General features: G+C 57.2%; 21 protein-coding genes and 1 pseudogene. 13 read left to right on the top strand and 9 right to left on the bottom strand.

Annotated elements, in window-relative coordinates:
- Positions 1-153: 153 nt before the first annotated feature.
- Entirely contained in the window at positions 154-1374 is a 1221-nt protein-coding gene (locus tag FHT84_RS23455) for an MFS transporter (RefSeq protein ID WP_113251557.1), read from the top strand.
- On the top strand, positions 1371-2483 hold the full coding sequence (locus tag FHT84_RS23460) for an FAD-dependent monooxygenase (RefSeq protein WP_112343442.1): 1113 nt from the start codon (positions 1371-1373) through the stop codon (positions 2481-2483). The genes FHT84_RS23455 and FHT84_RS23460 overlap by 4 nt, the downstream gene beginning before the upstream one ends.
- A 174-nt stretch (positions 2484-2657) precedes the next feature.
- On the opposite strand, the gene FHT84_RS23465 is transcribed toward FHT84_RS23460, so the two are convergent.
- Complete coding sequence (locus FHT84_RS23465) at positions 2658-3557, bottom strand: LysR substrate-binding domain-containing protein (protein ID WP_210278927.1); 900 nt, start codon at positions 3555-3557, stop codon at positions 2658-2660.
- A 108-nt stretch (positions 3558-3665) separates the two neighbouring features.
- On the opposite strand from FHT84_RS23465, the gene FHT84_RS23470 reads away from it, so the two are divergent.
- A complete protein-coding gene (locus FHT84_RS23470; RefSeq protein WP_112343440.1) occupies positions 3666-4418 on the top strand; it encodes a glucose 1-dehydrogenase in 753 nt (250 codons plus the stop codon).
- Between the two features lie 24 nt (positions 4419-4442).
- Positions 4443-4841 (top strand): nuclear transport factor 2 family protein, encoded by a 399-nt coding sequence (locus FHT84_RS23475; RefSeq protein WP_181592390.1) that lies wholly within the window; start codon positions 4443-4445, stop codon positions 4839-4841.
- A 162-nt stretch (positions 4842-5003) separates the two neighbouring features.
- On the opposite strand, the gene FHT84_RS23480 is transcribed toward FHT84_RS23475, so the two are convergent.
- The 7 genes from FHT84_RS23480 to FHT84_RS23510 all read right to left on the bottom strand — a co-directional run bounded on the left by FHT84_RS23480 (position 5004) and on the right by FHT84_RS23510 (position 11920).
- A complete protein-coding gene (locus tag FHT84_RS23480; protein WP_112343439.1) occupies positions 5004-5993 on the bottom strand; it encodes a hypothetical protein in 990 nt (329 codons plus the stop codon).
- Positions 5986-6510, bottom strand: a complete 525-nt coding sequence (locus FHT84_RS23485; protein WP_112343438.1) for a 2Fe-2S iron-sulfur cluster-binding protein — start codon at positions 6508-6510, stop codon at positions 5986-5988. The genes FHT84_RS23480 and FHT84_RS23485 overlap by 8 nt, the downstream gene beginning before the upstream one ends.
- Positions 6507-9362: a molybdopterin cofactor-binding domain-containing protein gene (locus tag FHT84_RS23490; RefSeq protein ID WP_162737068.1), complete on the bottom strand. Its 2856-nt coding sequence runs from the start codon at positions 9360-9362 to the stop codon at positions 6507-6509. Before FHT84_RS23490 ends, FHT84_RS23485 begins: the two co-directional genes overlap by 4 nt.
- Positions 9363-9711: 349 nt before the next feature.
- Positions 9712-10191 (bottom strand): DUF2442 domain-containing protein, encoded by a 480-nt coding sequence (locus FHT84_RS23495; protein ID WP_112343436.1) that lies wholly within the window; start codon positions 10189-10191, stop codon positions 9712-9714.
- A 15-nt stretch (positions 10192-10206) separates the two neighbouring features.
- Positions 10207-10449, bottom strand: coding sequence for a DUF4160 domain-containing protein (locus FHT84_RS23500; RefSeq protein ID WP_113251558.1), 243 nt, complete (start codon positions 10447-10449; stop codon positions 10207-10209).
- 36 nt (positions 10450-10485) lie between these two features.
- Entirely contained in the window at positions 10486-11151 is a 666-nt protein-coding gene (locus FHT84_RS23505) for a nucleotidyltransferase domain-containing protein (RefSeq protein ID WP_183764187.1), read from the bottom strand.
- Between the two features lie 64 nt (positions 11152-11215).
- Complete coding sequence (locus FHT84_RS23510) at positions 11216-11920, bottom strand: hypothetical protein (protein WP_183764184.1); 705 nt, start codon at positions 11918-11920, stop codon at positions 11216-11218.
- Positions 11921-12081: 161 nt separating this feature from the next.
- On the opposite strand from FHT84_RS23510, the gene FHT84_RS31525 reads away from it, so the two are divergent.
- The 4 genes from FHT84_RS31525 to FHT84_RS23525 all read left to right on the top strand — a co-directional run bounded on the left by FHT84_RS31525 (position 12082) and on the right by FHT84_RS23525 (position 13260).
- On the top strand, positions 12082-12294 hold the full coding sequence (locus FHT84_RS31525) for a helix-turn-helix transcriptional regulator (protein ID WP_113251561.1): 213 nt from the start codon (positions 12082-12084) through the stop codon (positions 12292-12294).
- A gap of 43 nt (positions 12295-12337) precedes the next feature.
- Positions 12338-12727, top strand: coding sequence for a PIN domain-containing protein (locus FHT84_RS23515; protein ID WP_145646032.1), 390 nt, complete (start codon positions 12338-12340; stop codon positions 12725-12727).
- Entirely contained in the window at positions 12724-12978 is a 255-nt protein-coding gene (locus FHT84_RS23520) for a toxin-antitoxin system HicB family antitoxin (RefSeq protein WP_183764181.1), read from the top strand. The genes FHT84_RS23515 and FHT84_RS23520 overlap by 4 nt, the downstream gene beginning before the upstream one ends.
- Positions 12979-13098: 120 nt before the next feature.
- On the top strand, positions 13099-13260 hold the full coding sequence (locus FHT84_RS23525) for a hypothetical protein (protein ID WP_183764179.1): 162 nt from the start codon (positions 13099-13101) through the stop codon (positions 13258-13260).
- 84 nt (positions 13261-13344) lie between these two features.
- Here the strand turns inward: FHT84_RS23525 and FHT84_RS23530 are convergent.
- Positions 13345-13692: pseudogene (locus FHT84_RS23530) on the bottom strand (MBL fold metallo-hydrolase); the annotation flags it as partial.
- A 389-nt stretch (positions 13693-14081) separates the two neighbouring features.
- On the opposite strand from FHT84_RS23530, the gene FHT84_RS23535 reads away from it, so the two are divergent.
- The 5 genes from FHT84_RS23535 to FHT84_RS23555 all read left to right on the top strand — a co-directional run.
- The gene (locus tag FHT84_RS23535; protein WP_183764176.1) at positions 14082-14807 is read left to right on the top strand and encodes an AraC family transcriptional regulator; all 726 of its coding nucleotides are present in this window, start codon (positions 14082-14084) and stop codon (positions 14805-14807) included.
- A 93-nt stretch (positions 14808-14900) separates the two neighbouring features.
- Positions 14901-15800: an AraC family transcriptional regulator gene (locus tag FHT84_RS23540; protein ID WP_183764174.1), complete on the top strand. Its 900-nt coding sequence runs from the start codon at positions 14901-14903 to the stop codon at positions 15798-15800.
- Between the two features lie 239 nt (positions 15801-16039).
- Positions 16040-16696: a hydrolase gene (locus FHT84_RS23545; protein WP_183764171.1), complete on the top strand. Its 657-nt coding sequence runs from the start codon at positions 16040-16042 to the stop codon at positions 16694-16696.
- 125 nt (positions 16697-16821) lie between these two features.
- The gene (locus FHT84_RS23550) at positions 16822-17529 is read left to right on the top strand and encodes an alpha/beta hydrolase (protein ID WP_245430518.1); all 708 of its coding nucleotides are present in this window, start codon (positions 16822-16824) and stop codon (positions 17527-17529) included.
- A gap of 32 nt (positions 17530-17561) precedes the next feature.
- Positions 17562-17782 (top strand): XapX domain-containing protein (locus FHT84_RS23555; RefSeq protein ID WP_183764168.1); only part of this gene is annotated, 221 nt, incomplete at its 3' end.

A 17782-nucleotide genomic window follows, 5' to 3' on the forward strand; every position in this document is an offset into this window, starting at 1 on the left:
CTTCCTGACCTAATCACCATCGTAAAGGCCAGGATATCATCGGTGTTCACTTATCGAATTTCGGTATGAAGGCAGAACGTCCAAGACTGCTGAATCGATCCAACTTAAGAAAGCTAGATATCTCGCAAACCTAACCTAAAGCAGGTGAATGCCATGGATATCAACGCCAAACATACTCCCAGAACCAAAGCAGAGCTTGGAAAGGCTACGCTTTTCGCTATGGCTGCCGCGAGCGGTATTGCCGTCGCGAACATCTATTACAACCAGCCGATGATCGGGATCATCGAAACCGAGTTCGGCAATGATCCCATGACTGGTTTCATACCCACCGCAACGCAGCTGGGCTATGCTCTCGGTCTGCTGTTTCTCTTGCCACTGGGCGATATTGTCCACCGCCGGAAACTCATTATCGGGCAGTTTCTCGTACTGGCTGTGGCATTGGTGCTTGCGGCACTTTCCCCGACTGCGTTTGCATTGGTACTTGCATCACTGGTTGTCGGAGCAAGTTCAACCGTGGCACAACAGATCGTACCGTTTGCAGCCTCACTTGCCACGCCGGAGAAGCGTGGAACGACCATCGGAACGGTGATGGCAGGTGTTCTGTCTGGTATCTTGTTCAGCCGGACATTGTCGGGCTTTGTGGGGCAGCATTTCGGCTGGCGTGAGATGTTCTGGCTTGGAGTGCCGATGGCTTTCCTTGCCTCCGGCTTGATGTACCTTACGCTTCCCGCTCATGCTCCCGCCTCTCGGATGGCATATCGCAATGCATTACGCTCTCTTGTGCATCTGTGGAAGCGTGAGGGCGAACTTCGCACGGCCGCACTGGTGCAAGCTGCGCTCTTTGGTTCGTTCACTGCCTTCTGGACGGTGCTGGCACTTTACCTGGCAACTCCAAAGTTCAACCTAGGTGCGGATATTGCCGGCCTGTTTGGTATAGTGGGAGCTGTTGGAGTTTTCGCTGCACCGCTGGCGGGAAAAGTTGCTGATCGCAAGGGGCCGCATTTCGTCGTCTGGCTCGGAACCTTCCTCACCATTGCAGCCTGGTTGATGTTCGGCTTCTGGAGCTCGCTCGTTGTATTGGTAATCGGGGTCGTCGTTTTGGATTTTGGCATCCAGAGCGCGTTGGTCTCGAACCAGCACATTGTCTACGCGCTCGATCCGGACGCACGCAGCCGTATCAATACCATCTTCATGACTGCGATGTTTCTCGGCGGCGCTGCCGGTGCCGCGCTGGCTTCCGCTGCCTGGTCCTACCAAGGGTGGGCTGGCGTGAGTATCCTGGGCGGGGCGCTTGGGCTGGTCGCACTCGCAATCCGCAGCTTGGGACGCAGCCGGCCCAAGATCCAATCGGTCAATGGAGGGCGGGCGAAATGAGACCGATGCGCATTCGTATCGTGGGAGGCTCCCTGGCGGGCCTTTTTGCCGGAATCCTTCTTGCTCGCGATGGGCACGACGTGAAAATCTACGAACGATCTTCTTCCGGGTTTGCCGGCAGAGGAGCAGGGTTGGTGCCGCAGAGCGAGGTATTTCATATTCTTCGTGAGATCGGCGTCGAACACCTGGCAACGTTCGGCGTGGTTTCTCGCGACCGCATTTGGTATGAACGATCTGGGGCGATCGCGCGGCGAGCCCATATGCCGCAAACCCAGATTTCCTGGGATCTGCTCTACAAGACGCTGGCCGAACGGCTCGATCCCGGGATTTACGTTCTTGGAAAGCCGGTCACGGCTGTCCGCGAAGAAGCCGGCGGCTCTCTCCTTGAGTTTGATGACGCGTCTGTCGAGAGCGCGGATCTCGTCATTGGTGCGGATGGCGTCAGCTCGACCGTTCGCACAACCATCAACACGGACGCCGTAAGCAGGTACGCCGGATATGTCGCCTGGCGCGGTCTCATCCCGGAAGACGACCTGCCCCAGGCCGCCAGAACGCTCATCGGAAACTTCGCCTTCTACGTCGTTCCAGGAAACCATGTGCTCGGCTATTTGGTACCCGGTCCAGGAGGAGAGATTTCCGAAGGAAATCGCCGCTACAATTGGGTTTGGTATCGTTTCGTCGACCAAAGGGAACTGCCTAAACTGTTTACGGGTACGTCGGGCCGATCCTATCTCTTCTCATTGCCGAAAGGTGAATTATCAAGAGAGGACAGGGCACGCCTTCGTGCTGACGCCGATGATATGCTCCCGAAGCCGTTCGCGCTCGCAGTCGCGGCTGAGGCAAATCCCTGGATCCAAGCGATATGGGACTACGAATCCCAACGCATGGTCGGAAGTGCCGTGGCTCTGATAGGCGATGCGGCATTCGTGGCTCGTCCGCATACGGCCATGGGTGTTGCAAAGGCCGCGGCGGATGTCCGGGCCTTGCGCCTTCAGCTGCAACGACATTCGGATCTCCAGCAGGCTCTGAAGCAGTATGAGAAGGAGCGTATCGTGATTGGCAGAAGCACCGTTGCTTACGGTCGTCAACTTGGTGCGTCGGCATTGTAACGATGCTCTCACCGAGTCTTGAGGATTGCTTCACCCTCACCAGATCTGGCTGGAATGCGAGGGAATGTTGCATGGACCTTCGCGTCGCCCCTGGCATGGCAAACGTTGCCGTGCCCTCATCTTTGGAGGCGCTGGCGACAATTTCGAGAGCCCTATGGTTACTGGCTCAGAGCATCAGATAAGCGCATCCTTGGGAAAGCCATTGGCCAGGCAGTCGATGAACCTGCGAACGGCTGGAGGAAGACCGCGGCGGGTGGTGAATACCAGGTGAACGAGACCCTTCATGCCATGCCAGGCGGGAAGGACCCGTACGAGCTTTCCCTCTTCCAGAGCCTGTCTGCATGTGTGATCGGGGAGAAGAGCCACGCCCAGACCAGCTAGCGCGGCTGCCCTCACGGCCGTAAAGTCTGCACAGCCCATTCTCGGCTCGTGCCTGAGCGTATGGGTTCGGCCATCATCCTTCTCGAGAAACCAGTTTACCTCGCCCTGATCATCCGTGGTCGAGAGAGTAGGTTCGCTCGCCAAAGCTTCAATGTCTCCGATGCGTCCGGCAATTTGCGGACTTGCGACCAGGATGCGGATCGAGTTGCCTAACGAGCGCATCGTTAGCGAGGCATCGCCATCCAACGACGTTCGGACGCGCAATGCGACGTCGATCCGCTCGTCGATGAGATTGACGGGGCGGTCGATCGCGACGAGCTGCAGCCGCACCTTTGGGTGCTGCGTCAGGAATTGCGTCAGGAGGGGGGAAATCGGTTCGACCAGCCCTGTCGGACAACTCATCCGGATCAGACCATGCGGCTCTGATTGTGCTTCCGCGACAAGCGCTTCGGCGCGCTCGGCTTCCGCCAGCATTGCCTTGCAACGTTCGTAGAAGGATTGACCTACATCGGTTACCCGGAAGCGGCGGCTCGACCGTTCGATCAGGCGCACGCCGAGACGTTCCTCAAGTCCGGCCACCCGCCGGCTAAGCTTCGATTTTGGCTCGCGCAAAGCACGCCCCGCGGCTGCGAACCCGCCATGAGCGACAACCTCGGCGAAATAGACCAGATCATTCAAGTCAGATCTCATCATCGTTCTCCATTTGGAACGATGAGTACCAAATTTGCCGTCTGTTTGCAGCATCGTTCTGCTGTCATGTTCCTTTCAACGGCGTGTGGGCCGCAACAAAGGAGCATGACAGTGAGCAAGAAATTTGAAAACAAAGTCGTCATCGTAACGGGTGGCACGAGCGGTATTGGCCTTGCGACGGCAAAGGCCTTCTCGATGGAAGGTGCATCCGTGTTCATCACAGGCCGCCGCAAGGAAGCGCTCGATGCCGCCATCCAGGAGATCGGAGGCCGTATCACGGGCGTGCAGGCCGACATGAGCAAGCTCGTCGATATCGATCGTCTATATGACGCAGTTCAACAGAAGCACTCGCACATCGATGTGGTTTTCGCGAATGCCGGCGGCGGCGAGATGCTATCTCTCGGCGCGATTACCGAAGAACACTACCAGAAGACCTTCGATACCAACGTGAAGGGCACCTTGTTCACCGTTCAAAAGGCGCTCCCGCTCCTGCGTGATGGTGGTTCGATCGTCCTCACCTCGTCGACGACGAGCACTTCAGGCACGCCTGCCTTCAGCGTCTACTCGGCAACCAAGGCTGCCGTGCGTAACTTCGCCCGCAACTGGATCCTCGATCTGAAGGATCGCCGTATTCGCGTCAATGCAATTAGTCCTGGCGTGACTGAAACCGCCGGCCTCAACGAACTCTTCGGCAGCGGTGAGAATGCGGAGAACACGAAGAATTATCTTGCGAGCCTTATTCCTGCCGGCCGCATCGGGCAACCGGAAGAGATTGCCAAGGCTGTCCTCTTCCTTGCCTCCGACGATGCCAGCTTCATCAATGGTATCGAACTCTTCGTCGACGGTGGCCACGTCCAGATCTGACCCGTCATATCAGGGAGAATGATCATGGCAGACATTGCAACGCTGCTCGATCGGAATCTACAGGGCATTTTTGGGGAGGGCGACGACGCCCTCCGCCGGAACGTGGCGGAGGAAATCCTTCACGAAGACGCCATATTCGTGGAACCGCACGGGATCTATCGTGGTCGCGACGAGATCGTCCGCATCGCCGGAGTCATTCGCGCCATGCATCCGACATTTGCGTACACCACAATCGCCGCGGCGGACGTTCTGCATGAGCGGGCCGGCCGCGTGAAATGGGTGGCCGGTGCGCCCGGCGAACGACCTGCATATGCAGGCACGGATTTCATCATCGCCAAGGACGGTAAGATCGCGGCGATCTATCTTTTCTTCGATGGCGATCCGGATCCGACCAGCCCACCGATCATGATCCGAAAGTTTTGAATGAACAAAGAATGATCGCTGGACGTGCGCTTCGCGCCGCGGGGAAAAGCGGTCGAATAACTTTGCCACAAAAGGTTTCCTACACTTCTTGTCACGTGGAATCACGAATATCGATAGCGCGCTCTTGAGCGCGCTATCAATCACGCCCGCCTAGCGCTATCATCAGTTCGGTGGCGGATAGGCCGGAATTGCAGTTATGCGACATGCCGGCTGGTCAGGTTTCTGGCAGCACGATCTGATCTGATCCACGGAGGATTTATAGATCGAATTCCAGCTGGTCTGCGTGATGCCAATATCAGGTGGCATCGCATGTGAGCCCGGAAAGCGACGTGCCCAATCGTCGGCTCCTTCAGGAAATCGCCCAGTCATCTCATCCGTCAATTGCCGGCACGTTTCGGCAATGCCAATTCGGTGACAGCCGAGGCACGTATTATCGGTCGGGTTGAGGGTCCGGGTTGGCCAACCGCTGAAGCCAACTCGATGAGGTGAAGGAAGATCCACATGGTAGTACGGCCCGAATGGGTTGACTGGCATGCGGTTCCAGACCTGCCCAACAAACGGTGAGAACATGAAGGGGTCATTGTCGTGACAGGTTCCGCAGCCGTCTTTGAATGTGATCTCCGGTGCATTCCAAAATGGGCTCGAAGGCTGGGATGTCGGAGACGGTACTTTCTCGCCGCTGACGGGTTGACTGGGCTTTCCTTCCGCCTGAAACCAGCACGTCGCACCGGTCTTGGGGTTATGAGCGACAATATCGATTTCATCGAACTCCATTTTATCCGCCGGCCGAATGATCTTTTGCCGACACATGACGGCGATCTGCATTGTCTCCGTCGATAAGGACAGGATGCGGGAATTGGGCACACATTGCCCGTCAGAACCCGAGCCATTCGGAAGCAAGGCGGGCCGATCGCATACCATACTCTTCGTCGCCGGCACGCTCTTCCCATCGACTGTAATCGGCACGGGAACTCCGTCACTGCAGGCGAATTCGGGGATGTCACCCACCTGCTTGCGGCATTCCGCGCCATATAGCTCTCTCGTCGAACCCATATCGACTTGATCCGCCAGTGACTGGCCTGCAAATAATTGTTCCCCTGAAAGCAGCAGCAAGAAGAACAGACCTTTGCGCAGGAAGAGAGAGCTAGCCATTCTGCGATCCTTCCTTCGCAAACATCGCTTCGGCTGTTTTGCGGATGGCATCGTAGTAGCGAACATAGCCGGTACAGCGACAGATATGGGACCCGACAGCCTGTTCGATTGCCGCATCGAGGTCGCTTGGCAGGCTTCCCAATTGCCGCAAGCCATCCAGAAATATCTGTGATGCCACGACGAAGCCGGGAGCGCAGTAGCCGCATTGAAACGAGAACTCTCGAAGAAATGCCTCCTGAATGGGCAGCAGTCCATCGCTGGGCGTAACGCCTTCGATCGTGGTGATCTCCGTACCATCAACCATCGCCAATGCCGTTGAACAGCTGATGACCGGCGTGGCCGTTTCATTGGGAGCTCGAACGGAAGCAACCGTACAGGCCCGGCAGACGCCAATCCCGCAACAGAATTTGGTGCCGGATAGACCGAGATCATCGTGCAGAAAGTCGATCAATCGATCGTCTGCGCGGTCGGATTCCACCTCATGGGTGATGCCGTTGACTTTGAAGGAAATCGTCATGCCTGCAGTCCCTCCAAAATTTTCGCCGGCGTTATAGGCAGCGACGTATAACGCCGCCCCAATGCATCATGCAGGGCGTTGGAAATCGCCGGCGCGACAGAGCACATCACCGCCTCGGCAATACCGCGGCCTGCTCCGCGGTCCCCTGCGCTTTCCGGCAACGTCACCAATTCCTGCGCGCGCTTGCCGGGTTCGTAAGCCGTGTTCAATGGCACATCGCTCCAACGGGGGACATGATAGCGGTTCAGGTTCCAGGTTCCGTCGGCAGGCCCTGCCATGCCGTTCGGCATGTCTTCCATCAACGCGTAGCCGATTGCCATTGCAATCCCGCCCTGACTTTGTCCGGAAACAAGCTGTGGCACGAACAATCTGCCGGCATTAAGGACGGAAAGGATGTTCTCGATCTTTACTGAACCGCTGCTTTTGTCGACCGTCAGCCCGATGACGTTTGCGCAGGGCGCCCAGACATAACGGGAATAACGCTGGGCGATCGCGGGTGGCGGCATCGTATTCGTTCGGCCAACAAATGTCGGATCCTTCACATTCGGCAGGTAGAAGGACAGGCCGTCGAGCTGCAGGTGCATGGTTCCGCTTGGTCCTGCGAAATCTGCCTCGACCCAGCTTCCCTGAATGAACGCATGACCGAGCGCCCCTTTTGGCAATCCTTTGGCGTAAATGAGCTTTGCAAGATCCGCCCATGCAATGGGTTCGGCACCACCTTTGACCAAAGTCAACCGTCCATCAGCCCATCTGACATCGTCAAGGCCAAGTTCCTGTCTTCCCCAGATCGACGCGGCGGCAGGCAAGACACTTGCCTGCATCAGGGCAAGTGCCGTCTGCTGGACGGTGTGGACCTGATGGAGGCCAGTCAGACAGGCAGAAGAGGAACCAACACCTTTGGCTGTCCAGTGCGGATTATTCCAATCGCTTCCATTGCCTTTAGTAGTCAGCCCGGTTTGACCGAACAAACGATAACCACCCATGTCGACGGCCGACGCGTTGGCGCCAAGTATTGGCCCGATAACCACCCCCAATGTCGTCGCCGAACCATTTCCCATGTCGACCGCGTCGGATTGAACCATCAAACTGCCATCAGGATCAATCAAAACCGCCGCAACCATTCCGTCACCGGAAGTTCCATAGGCCTGCATCGACAAGGCTATGCCCGTGCCGTAGGTCAAACCGCGAGCAGCATAATCGGATTTTATCTTATCCCGATCAGCCCACAGCGGATGGGCCTCCGCTCGATCAAGTATCTCCCCAAGACGTAGTTCCTGATCGATCGGACCACCGACGATGGTTCGACCTCCGGTGTCAGCAATATTGGCGCGCCGCAGCGCGATAGGGTCCCACCCCTTGGATGTCGCGATATCATCGAGCGCTGTTTCGATGGCAAGAAAGGCTTCCGGGCCACCGAACCCGCGCTGAGAGCCACCAGTAATGTCCTTCGTGTGTTTTGATTGGGCAAAGACATTCGCCATCGGCAATTCATAAGATCCGCCAACGCAGAGTGCCGCCAGATTGGCAACATAGGGGGACAGGTTGCGTAGCCCACCACCATTGAAATTCATTGTCGCTTCGATCAGGCGCAATTTCATGTCGGATCCGGCCACCAGCTCACCCTTGATCGCCGCTCCCGGGCGCTTCAGTCCATAGCGAAACTGCTCGAATCGATCATGGGCAAGCTTGACGGGAGCTCCATCGGAAAATGCAGCGGTCAAAGCCAGTAATTGAGAGAAGGGCGAACTGTCGCGGCCCCCAAAACCACCACCGGGATAACAGCTGTGAAGTATCACTTCCTTGACGACGATCGGCGAGTCACCCCCGCTGAACATGGATGCGGCGCTTGAGACATCGCCATCCGGCGACTGCGTCCCGAGCACGAGAGCCAGGCTTTGAGCCTTGCTGTCATAATAGGCAAGCCCGCTCTCCGGCTCCATGAACATCGGATCCATGGCTTGTGTATCAACGGTGAATGGCTGACGGATCAGGTCGGGGTTCTGTGCCAGATACTGATCGATCTTGTCGCGATAGGAGGGGACTTTCTGCGAATACGTCGCCGGATCGGCAGTAGCGTAACTGAAGGTTTCGCCTTGTTCGAAATACTTTACATAGGTCGTTTGAGGCGACCACGGTGCTCCCATGTTCTGTGAGGAAGCATCATCCAATGCATAAACCTGGAAGCTGGCATCGTTGAATTGCATGAGGCGCTTTGCTGCCCGATAAGTCTCACGCTTGTCGAAGAGGAGCAAAGCGACTGCTTGGCCGAGAAAGTTCGGGACATTGCCGGGCTTAACGATGATATCGAACTCTACCGACGAAGAGCCTTTTGCAGCAAAAGCTGTAGCCGACGCCGGGAGCGGGGTCTTGAAGAGTTCCGTCGCCCCCTTTTCGTGTTGGTCAAGAGCCTCGGCTTCGACCTGCAGATCGCGATATCGGGCCAGTGGAGCAGCCCTGACCGCGGATTTGAGCTGATTACCGAGGATTACACGCTTTGGCTTTGCCTCGTCCGGCAAGTAACTCAAATCCACATTCAGGAACTTGTGGTCTGTTGTCAAAGCCGGCAGATAGAGTGCATACCATTGGTCGCGCCCCCAACCCATATCGATGGAATTGAAGTCTCGGGCAAACACCTTCTGGCCGGTCACCTTCGCGTGGCCATCGATCCGTTCCCTGGCGACGCCGGGGGTGGCTGCCTGAACGGCTTTTGAATTGCCCAATGACTGGTCCGCAATGGCCCTCCCTGGAGGCCCGAGGACGGTGACTGCGATCAGGCCTGCAGCGCCTTGCAGGAAGCGGCGCCGCTTGATGGGTAAATCCGCAAGCTTGCTCTGGAAGATCGTATCGTTCATTGCACACCCCTCGCCAATAAAGTGAAGAGACTTTGAGCAAATCAGTCGATCGTGATGCACGAAGACAAGGCGTCGAACAGGGCATATGCTGACGGAAGTCACTCGCATATGCCTGTGTGAGAGCATTTAAATTGTAGGAATCGTCACCCGCAAGGCGTGCAGTCATGTCTTCTACGCATAATATTTACACCTATAGGTAAGTCAAGCCGAATTACGACATCGAGTACCAACGGCGATCTTCAGTTTTTAAGAAGGTTACGCAAATCGCGCAGGCCATCGGCCACGCGCACAATCTGTATCTATCGGTCCCGATCAGTGCCAGGAATTGTCCCTTATGCTGGGTTTCTCCTCAGGCAGCTTTCGGCCTGCCATTCTGACGTGGCCGGTAATGCGCATGCATCAAGAGCGGGTCGCGCTGACTTGCGCGCAGCAGCATCTTGACGGCATGGCTGACAGGAGCGCCGGCACGGTAGTTCTTCCATGTGCGCAGACTGACGCCTAAAAAGTCCGCAGCCTCGTTATTCGAAAGCCCTATCTCTTCCTGCCATTTCCGCAGGTCCTCGGCATTAAAATCGCGCTGGTCTTCGGCGATCTGGAAAAGGTGATAGGCATCGATCGCCAAATCTCCGCCTTCCCATTCGACCGTTGCACCGTAGTCGGCGACCGCGGCAGTTTTCCAGACATCAGGGGACTTGAGGGGGGCGAGCAATTCGCCGCCGGTCGCAATCCAGCCGACGAGATTTGCGGAAGCCTCAGCGCCACCCTTCCACTCGATTGTCAGCGTCATGTTTGACGTTGGCGTTACGCTTTCAATTCGCGGCATGTCCATTTCTGTTTCCCTTCCTCAAGCGATTGGAAAGCGGGGATTGGTCCGGTTCCACTCGGCGGCGATGGCCGCCTTGTTCTTTGCTGCCCATTCGAGGGTGTTGTCTTGCGCCTTGCGTGCGAGCTTACCACGCAGGATTTCCAGTGTCGCGATTTCCACCAATGCATCCCCATCCGGGGTGATGATGTGGAAGTGCGGGGGCAAATGATCGTTCGCATAAACTCGAATGATGATGTTTCCGATTTGAATCAGTTTGCCCATTGCGCCCTCATTTCCATAAGGAAAACATAGGGCAGTTTATGCACCATGTAAAGATATATGGTGCAATTTTACCTCAATATATCTGGAGAGGTTATGGATCGCGGGAGGTTCTTCGCGGCCGTAGCCACGCCCCATTGCCTCCTTCGCCAGTTCGAAACGATGCGTGGCGCTTGGGAACCAGTGGTCGAAATGCCTGATCATTTCAGCCTCGACGATCTCTGGATCCTGTGGCTTGGGTTTGGCGAGGGGAAGACCCGGCGTCTCGTAAAGCGGGATGCCGTCGCGGGCGATGTCCACGAAGAAGGGCCGACCGTGCGCGAGTTGGTTATTGAGGTCCGTGATGGAGTGAACGATGAAGTTGACCGGCGTTGTGAGATGTCCGGTGACCGTCAGGTCCCGCAGGAAGCGATCCGCAGCCCGGTACCAGAAACGCGGATCGGCAAAGGTTTCAGTCGTAACGACGACGAGCAGGTTATATTCGGAGCGATCATCGCCCTCGCCCTCGCCCTCTTCGACCCAGTCACCGCGTGCATAAGAGCCAAAAAGAACCAGTTTGAGGATACGTCCACCCTTCTCCCTGTCCGACAGCTTGCTCTTTTGCGCGTCCTCGAATTCATCGAAAAGGATTCGTGCGATCCGTTCCAGTTCACGGCGTCTGTTCTCGGGAAGATGGCCGAGGCGTTCAGCAAGCGTCACAGACACGGCAGCCTCCGCTGCAAGCGGGTGGTGGAGGGCTTTGCCGTGTTATTTCCCTCAAGCAGGCTTTTCATGTTGCGCCGCCGTTGGCTCCGAGGAGCCGGTCACTTCCGGGCATGAATTGACCCGGCTGCAGGGCCTGCCCGATGCGCACCAGATCGGCCAGCGCCGCGCTCACTTGCAGCGAGGGGAAGTCTGGGCCTTTGTCGAAGTGTTCGCCTCCACACAAGATCACATCAAGCTTGCCGGCCACACCAGCAAGCGTCGTGGCCGGCATGGCCATCAGGGCGTCGGCCAACTTCATTTCCATGCGATCGGATCGGATCTCGGCTTTCTCGGCCCGACTATATCCCAAAACGTCATCCAGATGATCCCAAGCTTCCTGCCGCTTCCGAAAGGCTACTATTGCTTGCGCCCTCACGGCCTGATGCCCGGCTGCATCGCCACATATTCGGTCTATGTCTTCCAGGCTGAAAGCACGAACCGGCTCCTTTTTCCCGGGCAGTGTGATTTCCACCTGCGGAAATCCGACGGCGGCGACCATCCTGCTTTCAAGGCTCACCTGAATTTTCCAAAGCCGCTGCGTTTCATTGTGTGCCGCCAGCCATTGCCGCCAAAGGTCCAGCGCGGGATCGCAGACGGCATTGCCGGTCAGCGCCTCGACCGCCCCCACGCCATATTCGAACGGCCATGTCGCCGTGGTTGCCATCGTGCCCGTCAGTAACATCCTGCGCGTGACGGAAGACAAAGTCGTGGTATCGTCCGAATCAGCCATGATCCGAGCTCCTATCAGCTTGGGTTGTGGTTAGGCTGGGCGGAGTGTTCCCGCACTCTACTCGGCCGCTTGCATAAACAAAATTATGTCACTGACATAATTTGGCGAGCTCTATAAATTATGTCAAGGTAATAATTTTGATCACAGAAGAGCAAATACGAATGGCACGAGCGGCACTGAAATGGGGTGTCCGAGATTTGGCCCGCGAAGCTCATGTGACAGCGGCGACCATTACGCGTATTGAAGCTGGCAAACCGGCACATGCTTCCACACTAGGGGCCATTCAAATGGCGTTTGAAGCGGCGGGCATCGAGTTCCTCCCGGAGAACGGCGGCGGTCCGGGCGTGCGATTGGCAAAGAAACCCACGCGTTAATGAAGCGTAGGCGAGATTAGATCTGCGCTGCTAACGTGGTAGCGTGCACCGTTCCGCAGCGGGGAATGGCGCAAGTAATCCGCTTCTGCGTTTCGTGGACCAGGGCATTGTGACGCCGCTTTGTTCGACGGCGCTGTTTCTGGAATATGAGGCGGTGTTGAGCCGACCGGAAACGCGACCGGCGACCGGCCACAGCCTTGAGGATGCCGTTTCGGTGATGAGCGCGCTTGCCGCCATTGCCGAGGGTGTCGTTATCTCGTTTCGGACGCGGCCGATGCTGCCCGATGTCGCCGATGAAATGGTGCTTGAGGCTGCCTTGAACGGGCAGGCCGAGGCCATCGTGACACATAACGTCAGGGATTTCCGTCCGGCGCTCGGATTGGGCGTGACCGTGATAACACCGAGAGAGATTGTCAGGAGACTGAACACATGACGCAGACCCAACGTTACAAATATCCGCTGCAACTGCCGCAGTCGCTCAAGGAGACGGCGGCACGTCTGGCACAAGAGGATGGCGTGTCGCTCAATCAGTGGATCATCTCTGCGGTCGCACAGAAGATCGGGGCTGTTGAGACGGCCAGCGAATTCCTGAAAGCGCGTGCAGCTACGACGAAGCGCGGCGCGCTGTCAGGCTTGTTGGACAAAGCGCCGGATGTGCCGCCGCTGAAGGAAGACACCATCTGATGCAATGCATCGGGTCTGAACGGATGCGATGAAAGCCTTTTTGCTTGCTGGATTGGGCTGGAACGAAACCGCCCCCTCAAGGCCAGGCCGCGTTCCGCGTTGGCGCATGCCGCGCCAGCCTTGACCGGGCGGCAGGCGGCGGAAACGCTGCGTTCACTCATCGGCCAAATCGTCCTCACACCGGAAACCAACCGGGGCAAGGTTCGTGCCGAACTAAGCGGCGAGTTGTTCGGCATCCTCGACTTCGCCAAGGCCGAAGACCGATCGGCCAGCCCGCTTTAGCCCGCAGTCACAGCCAAAACGGCGCATCAAGCGATGCGCTGGGGCATGCATCTCCCAATACTGGCCGATCTTACCGCGTAACGTTCAGTAGTCCCACCACGCCGGTACCCAGCGAAAGAGGTCGCCCGCCGCCGCGGCCCACGGACGGGAAAGGCATATGCGTCGAGATCAGCCAGGAGCCGTATCTGCAAGTGCGCGCATGAGGCGGAGACGAACGTGCGTGGCTTCTTCCGGGTCATGTTCGAAGCCGTTATGCCATTCCGGGTGATCGAAGGGCACTGGGAGGATCGCGTCGCCGGCAAACATCAGTCGATCTCTGCCGGACCTTACCCTGACGACGCTGTGGCCGGGCGTGTGACCGCCTGTAGGGGTTACGGAAACATCAGGCGCCGCTTCGGCCTCGTCCTTGAAGGCGCGGATATGGCTGTCGTAGACATTTACCGCGATCTCTTCGACTGTTGCCGTAAGATTGTACAAGATAGTTGTTGTCGTTGCCGTAACGCTTGTAATCACTGCGGTTGAATCCTTGATTTTCCGCGAGAATAAGCATTGCGCCGGTGTGCGGCAGAATTATAAGGTCTGCTGCAACCGAAATGTTCTCATGGATGCCATAGGCGCGGGGGCGTCTTGGAGGAGAGGGACTGAGCCTGGACAATCTTGAACTGAAAACGCTCGGCCCGTATTTCGACCTTCCGAAGGCCGCCTCGCTGAATGTGGTGCCCGTCAGGTCTTCGCCGGTTTGCGTCACGCGAATCGCCAAGGATGTCTCCGATGGCGAGAGGCCGATCGTCTCCCTTCCCATTTGCGATGCCTATTTCCTGATGGTCTACACCAAGGAGGCCCATCATTGCGATATCCTGCCGGATGGAACCAGGACGCTGCCGCGCAAGTTCGCGCGGGGATCGGTCTGCCTCGTCGACCTTTCCGAACAGGCCTCGATCGTCTTATACGCCAATCTTCACTCGGTTACGTTCTTTCTGCCAAAGACGCTTATCCGGGAGGTTGGGGAGTTATCCAGCACAAGCCCGAAAATCCAGCTGCGGTGTCGAAGAGGCGAAAGGGATCCGGTTTTGAGCAATCTCACCGACGTCATCCTTTGCCTTTTCGAGCGCGAGACCGGTTCCAGGGAGGCACTCCTCAAACACCTGGCTATCGCGATCTGCTCTCATCTGATTGAGGATCCCGTGAGCGAAGCGGAGGCTGGCGCGGACGACGCGATCCTTCCCTACAACCGCGAGGCTGCGGCAAAAGAATTCATGAGGAAAAACCTTGCGCGTGAATTGTCCGTCGCGGAAATTGCCGCGGCGGCCGGCATCTCCGCCAATCATTTCTCGCAGGGGTTTAAGAAAGTGACCGGCGCCACGCCCCATCAATGGTTGATGCATGCGCGCGTGGAAGCTGCCCAGGAGCTGCTGCGCGGCAGTGAGCTGTCGCTGAAAGCGATCGCAGAAGCATGCGGGTTCGTGGACCAAAGTCATTTTACAAAGGTTTTCTCCCGCGAAACGGGGAGGACGCCGGCGGTCTGGCGCGCCGGATGTCTTAACTGACTTCGTCGTGCGATTCGCGTCTTTCGTAAAAAATCGTTGGAATTTACCAATGGAATATCCTAGTTGGTAAGGGTGGGTTTACCGGAGCGCGCATTGGAAAGAGAATCGGAGGGCAGTGATGCGCCCGGAACACCTGTTCCCAGTCGATGGGTGATGAAGGCGTCGGCTATCACGATCACACGCCTGTGCTACGACAAGGACGATCTTCCGATCGCGCCGGCGAACAAACGCGACGAAGCGGTCTCCGTTATCACCCAATTGACCGATTTCAGGATGCATCGGCTCTGGAGGAACAAGGAACTCATTTTCGAAGGTGGACATCCGAAAGGTGCGATCGCCATCACCGATCTCAGGAATGAATGGCAATGCCATCATCTCTCGCCATTCGATAATTTGCGGTTCAATATCCCCCTATACTTTGTGCGGTCTTTCCTGGAGGATATCGGCCGCCCGCAATTCGACGGGTTCGATTGCAGGCCCGGCACCAAGGACGACGTCATTCTTGGCCTTGCCCAGGCCGTCTTGCCTTATCTTGTCAGCCGGCACGAGGCCAACCAGCTCTTCTTCGAGCAAATCAGTTTGGTCCTGCTGACGCATTTGACCCATACCTATGCCAGCCAGTATTTTCCGATGGGGAGGAATGGCGTCCTGGCGCCTTGGCAAGAAAAAAGGGTGCTGGAATTCCTGACCGCCAATGCTTTTGCGCAGGTCTCGATCACCGAACTTGCCGAACTATGCAACCTCTCCCGCAGTTACTTTAATAGGGCGTTCAAGGAGACATTCGGCCGGACGCCGTACCGCTGGGTCATGGAATATCGCGTTTCAAAGGCCAAGGATCTCCTGCTGTCGGGTCTTTCCATTCAAGAGAGCGCCACGGCATGCGGTTTCGCCGATCAAAGCCATCTGACGCGGGTGTTTTCGGATATTGTGGGAGAGCCCCCAGGTAACTGGCGGCGGCAGAACCGTTTGAAACTCGGCGGCAAGACCTCATGAGGCCGCGGCAGGCCCGAAACTTGCGTTTTCGCGAAAATCTTGCCGCCTGATCCCGTCTCGAACCAGGGGTCTCGACTCCTTTCGGTGTCGTTCGATCTCCCGCCGCCGAAACAGTCCGAATATCCAAACTGTCCTTCTAAGCGACAAGAAGATTGCTCCCGCAGTGGGCATAATCCGCCCCGTGAACGCAATTCAGCTGAATGCCCACGCAGCTCAGCTCAACGCTTTTGAGGAACATAATGACTGTAAACGCGACACCGACGCCTGGCTCGAAGCTTCTTACGCCGAAGGATCACACCCTCATCATGATCGATTTTCAGTCGCAGATGTCTTTTGCGACCAAGAGCATCGATGCTGTCAACCTTCGGAACAATGCAGCTCTCGTCGCGAATGGCGCCAAGGGTTTTGGCGTTTCCACCATCCTGACTACGGTTGCGGAAAAGAGCTTTTCCGGTCCGATGTTTTCTGAAATCACCGATGCGTTTCCTGGTCAGAAGCTGTTCGATCGCACGTCGATGAACACCTGGGAAGACGCTGCAGTCATCGATGAGATCAACCGAATCGGCAAGAAGCGCATCGTGCTTTCCGGCCTGTGGACCGGCGTCTGCATCGTCGGCCCGGCACTGTCGGCCATCGAGCAAGGTTTTGAGGTCTTCGTACTGGCTGATGCCTGCGGCGACGTAACCGACGAAGCTCATAACCGAGCGATGGATCGCATGGTTCAGGCCGGCGCTCAGCCGATGACGTCTCTGCAGTATCTGCTCGAGCTTCAGCGTGATTGGGCTCGGACCGAGACCTACGACATGACCACCGGCATTGCCAAGAAGTATGGCGGTTCCTACGGCCTCGGCATCATCTACGCAAAGACCATGTTCGGCGCGTCCGAAGGTCACTGAGGAGCAAATGGCCACCCCCGCTCATGCGATTCAGTGGCCCCGGCTCTTCGATCTTCCCCGTGGTGCATCCGTCTTTGCGCCACGGTACCTGCTGCTTCCTTCCTGTCATGTTCACGGAGCTCATCATGATCGCTTCACCATCGAATAGCGCGACCGTCGTCCTCGTACATGGGGCATGGGGGGACGCATCGAGCTGGAGATCCGTTATTTCCCTCCTGCTGAAGCGGGGCGTTTCCGTTGTCGCCGTGCAGAACCCGACCTCATCCTTGTTGGCGGATGTCGAGGCAACCCGCCATGCGCTGAATGAGATTGATGGGCCTGTGGTTCTCGCCGGCCATAGCTGGGGAGGAACCGTCATAACGGAAGCGGGCGACGACCCGAAGGTGAAGGCTTTGGTCTTTGTGGCAGCCTTCGCACCGGATATCGGCCAATCAACCGGAGATCAGGTCGCGGCTCACCCTGCGCCCCCTGGTCTGGGAGAGGTGAGCGCCGACCGCAGCGGCAGTTACATGATGAGCGTGAACGGCTGGATCAACGCTGTCGCGCAGGATCTGCCGGAAGAGGATGCGCGGATCCTTGCTGCGACCCAGCCGCCGCTCGGTGCCAGTACTTTCTCCGACAAGGTGAGCAAGGCTGCCTGGGCGAACCGCAAGAATTGGTACGTGATCTCAACCGAAGACCGAGCGGTCAGCGTAGAGCTCCAGCGGGAATTGGCGAAGAAGCTGAATGCCCGCACGACCGAACTCAAAGCCAGCCACATGTCATTGCTTTCGCAGCCAGAGGCCGTTGCCGCCGTCATCCTTGAGGCGGTTGCCTCGGCAGCAGCCGCGTAGGTGTCAAAAAGAATTAAAAAGGGACAATGTCCATGAAAATCTACCTCTATTCCCTGGCAGCCGGTTTGCTTGTCGGCATCGTCTACAGCCTGCTCAATGTCCGATCACCGGCGCCGCCCGTCATCGCCCTGGTCGGCCTTCTCGGTATCCTGGTCGGCGAGCAGATCATCCCCTTCGCCAAAACGCTGATCAATAAGGAACCGGCTGCCGTCTCCTGGATGCAGCAGATCAAGCCGCACATGTTCGGCCACCT

Source organism: Rhizobium sp. BK289, from assembly GCF_014193575.1.
GTDB classification, from domain to species: domain Bacteria; phylum Pseudomonadota; class Alphaproteobacteria; order Rhizobiales; family Rhizobiaceae; genus Rhizobium; species Rhizobium tropici_C.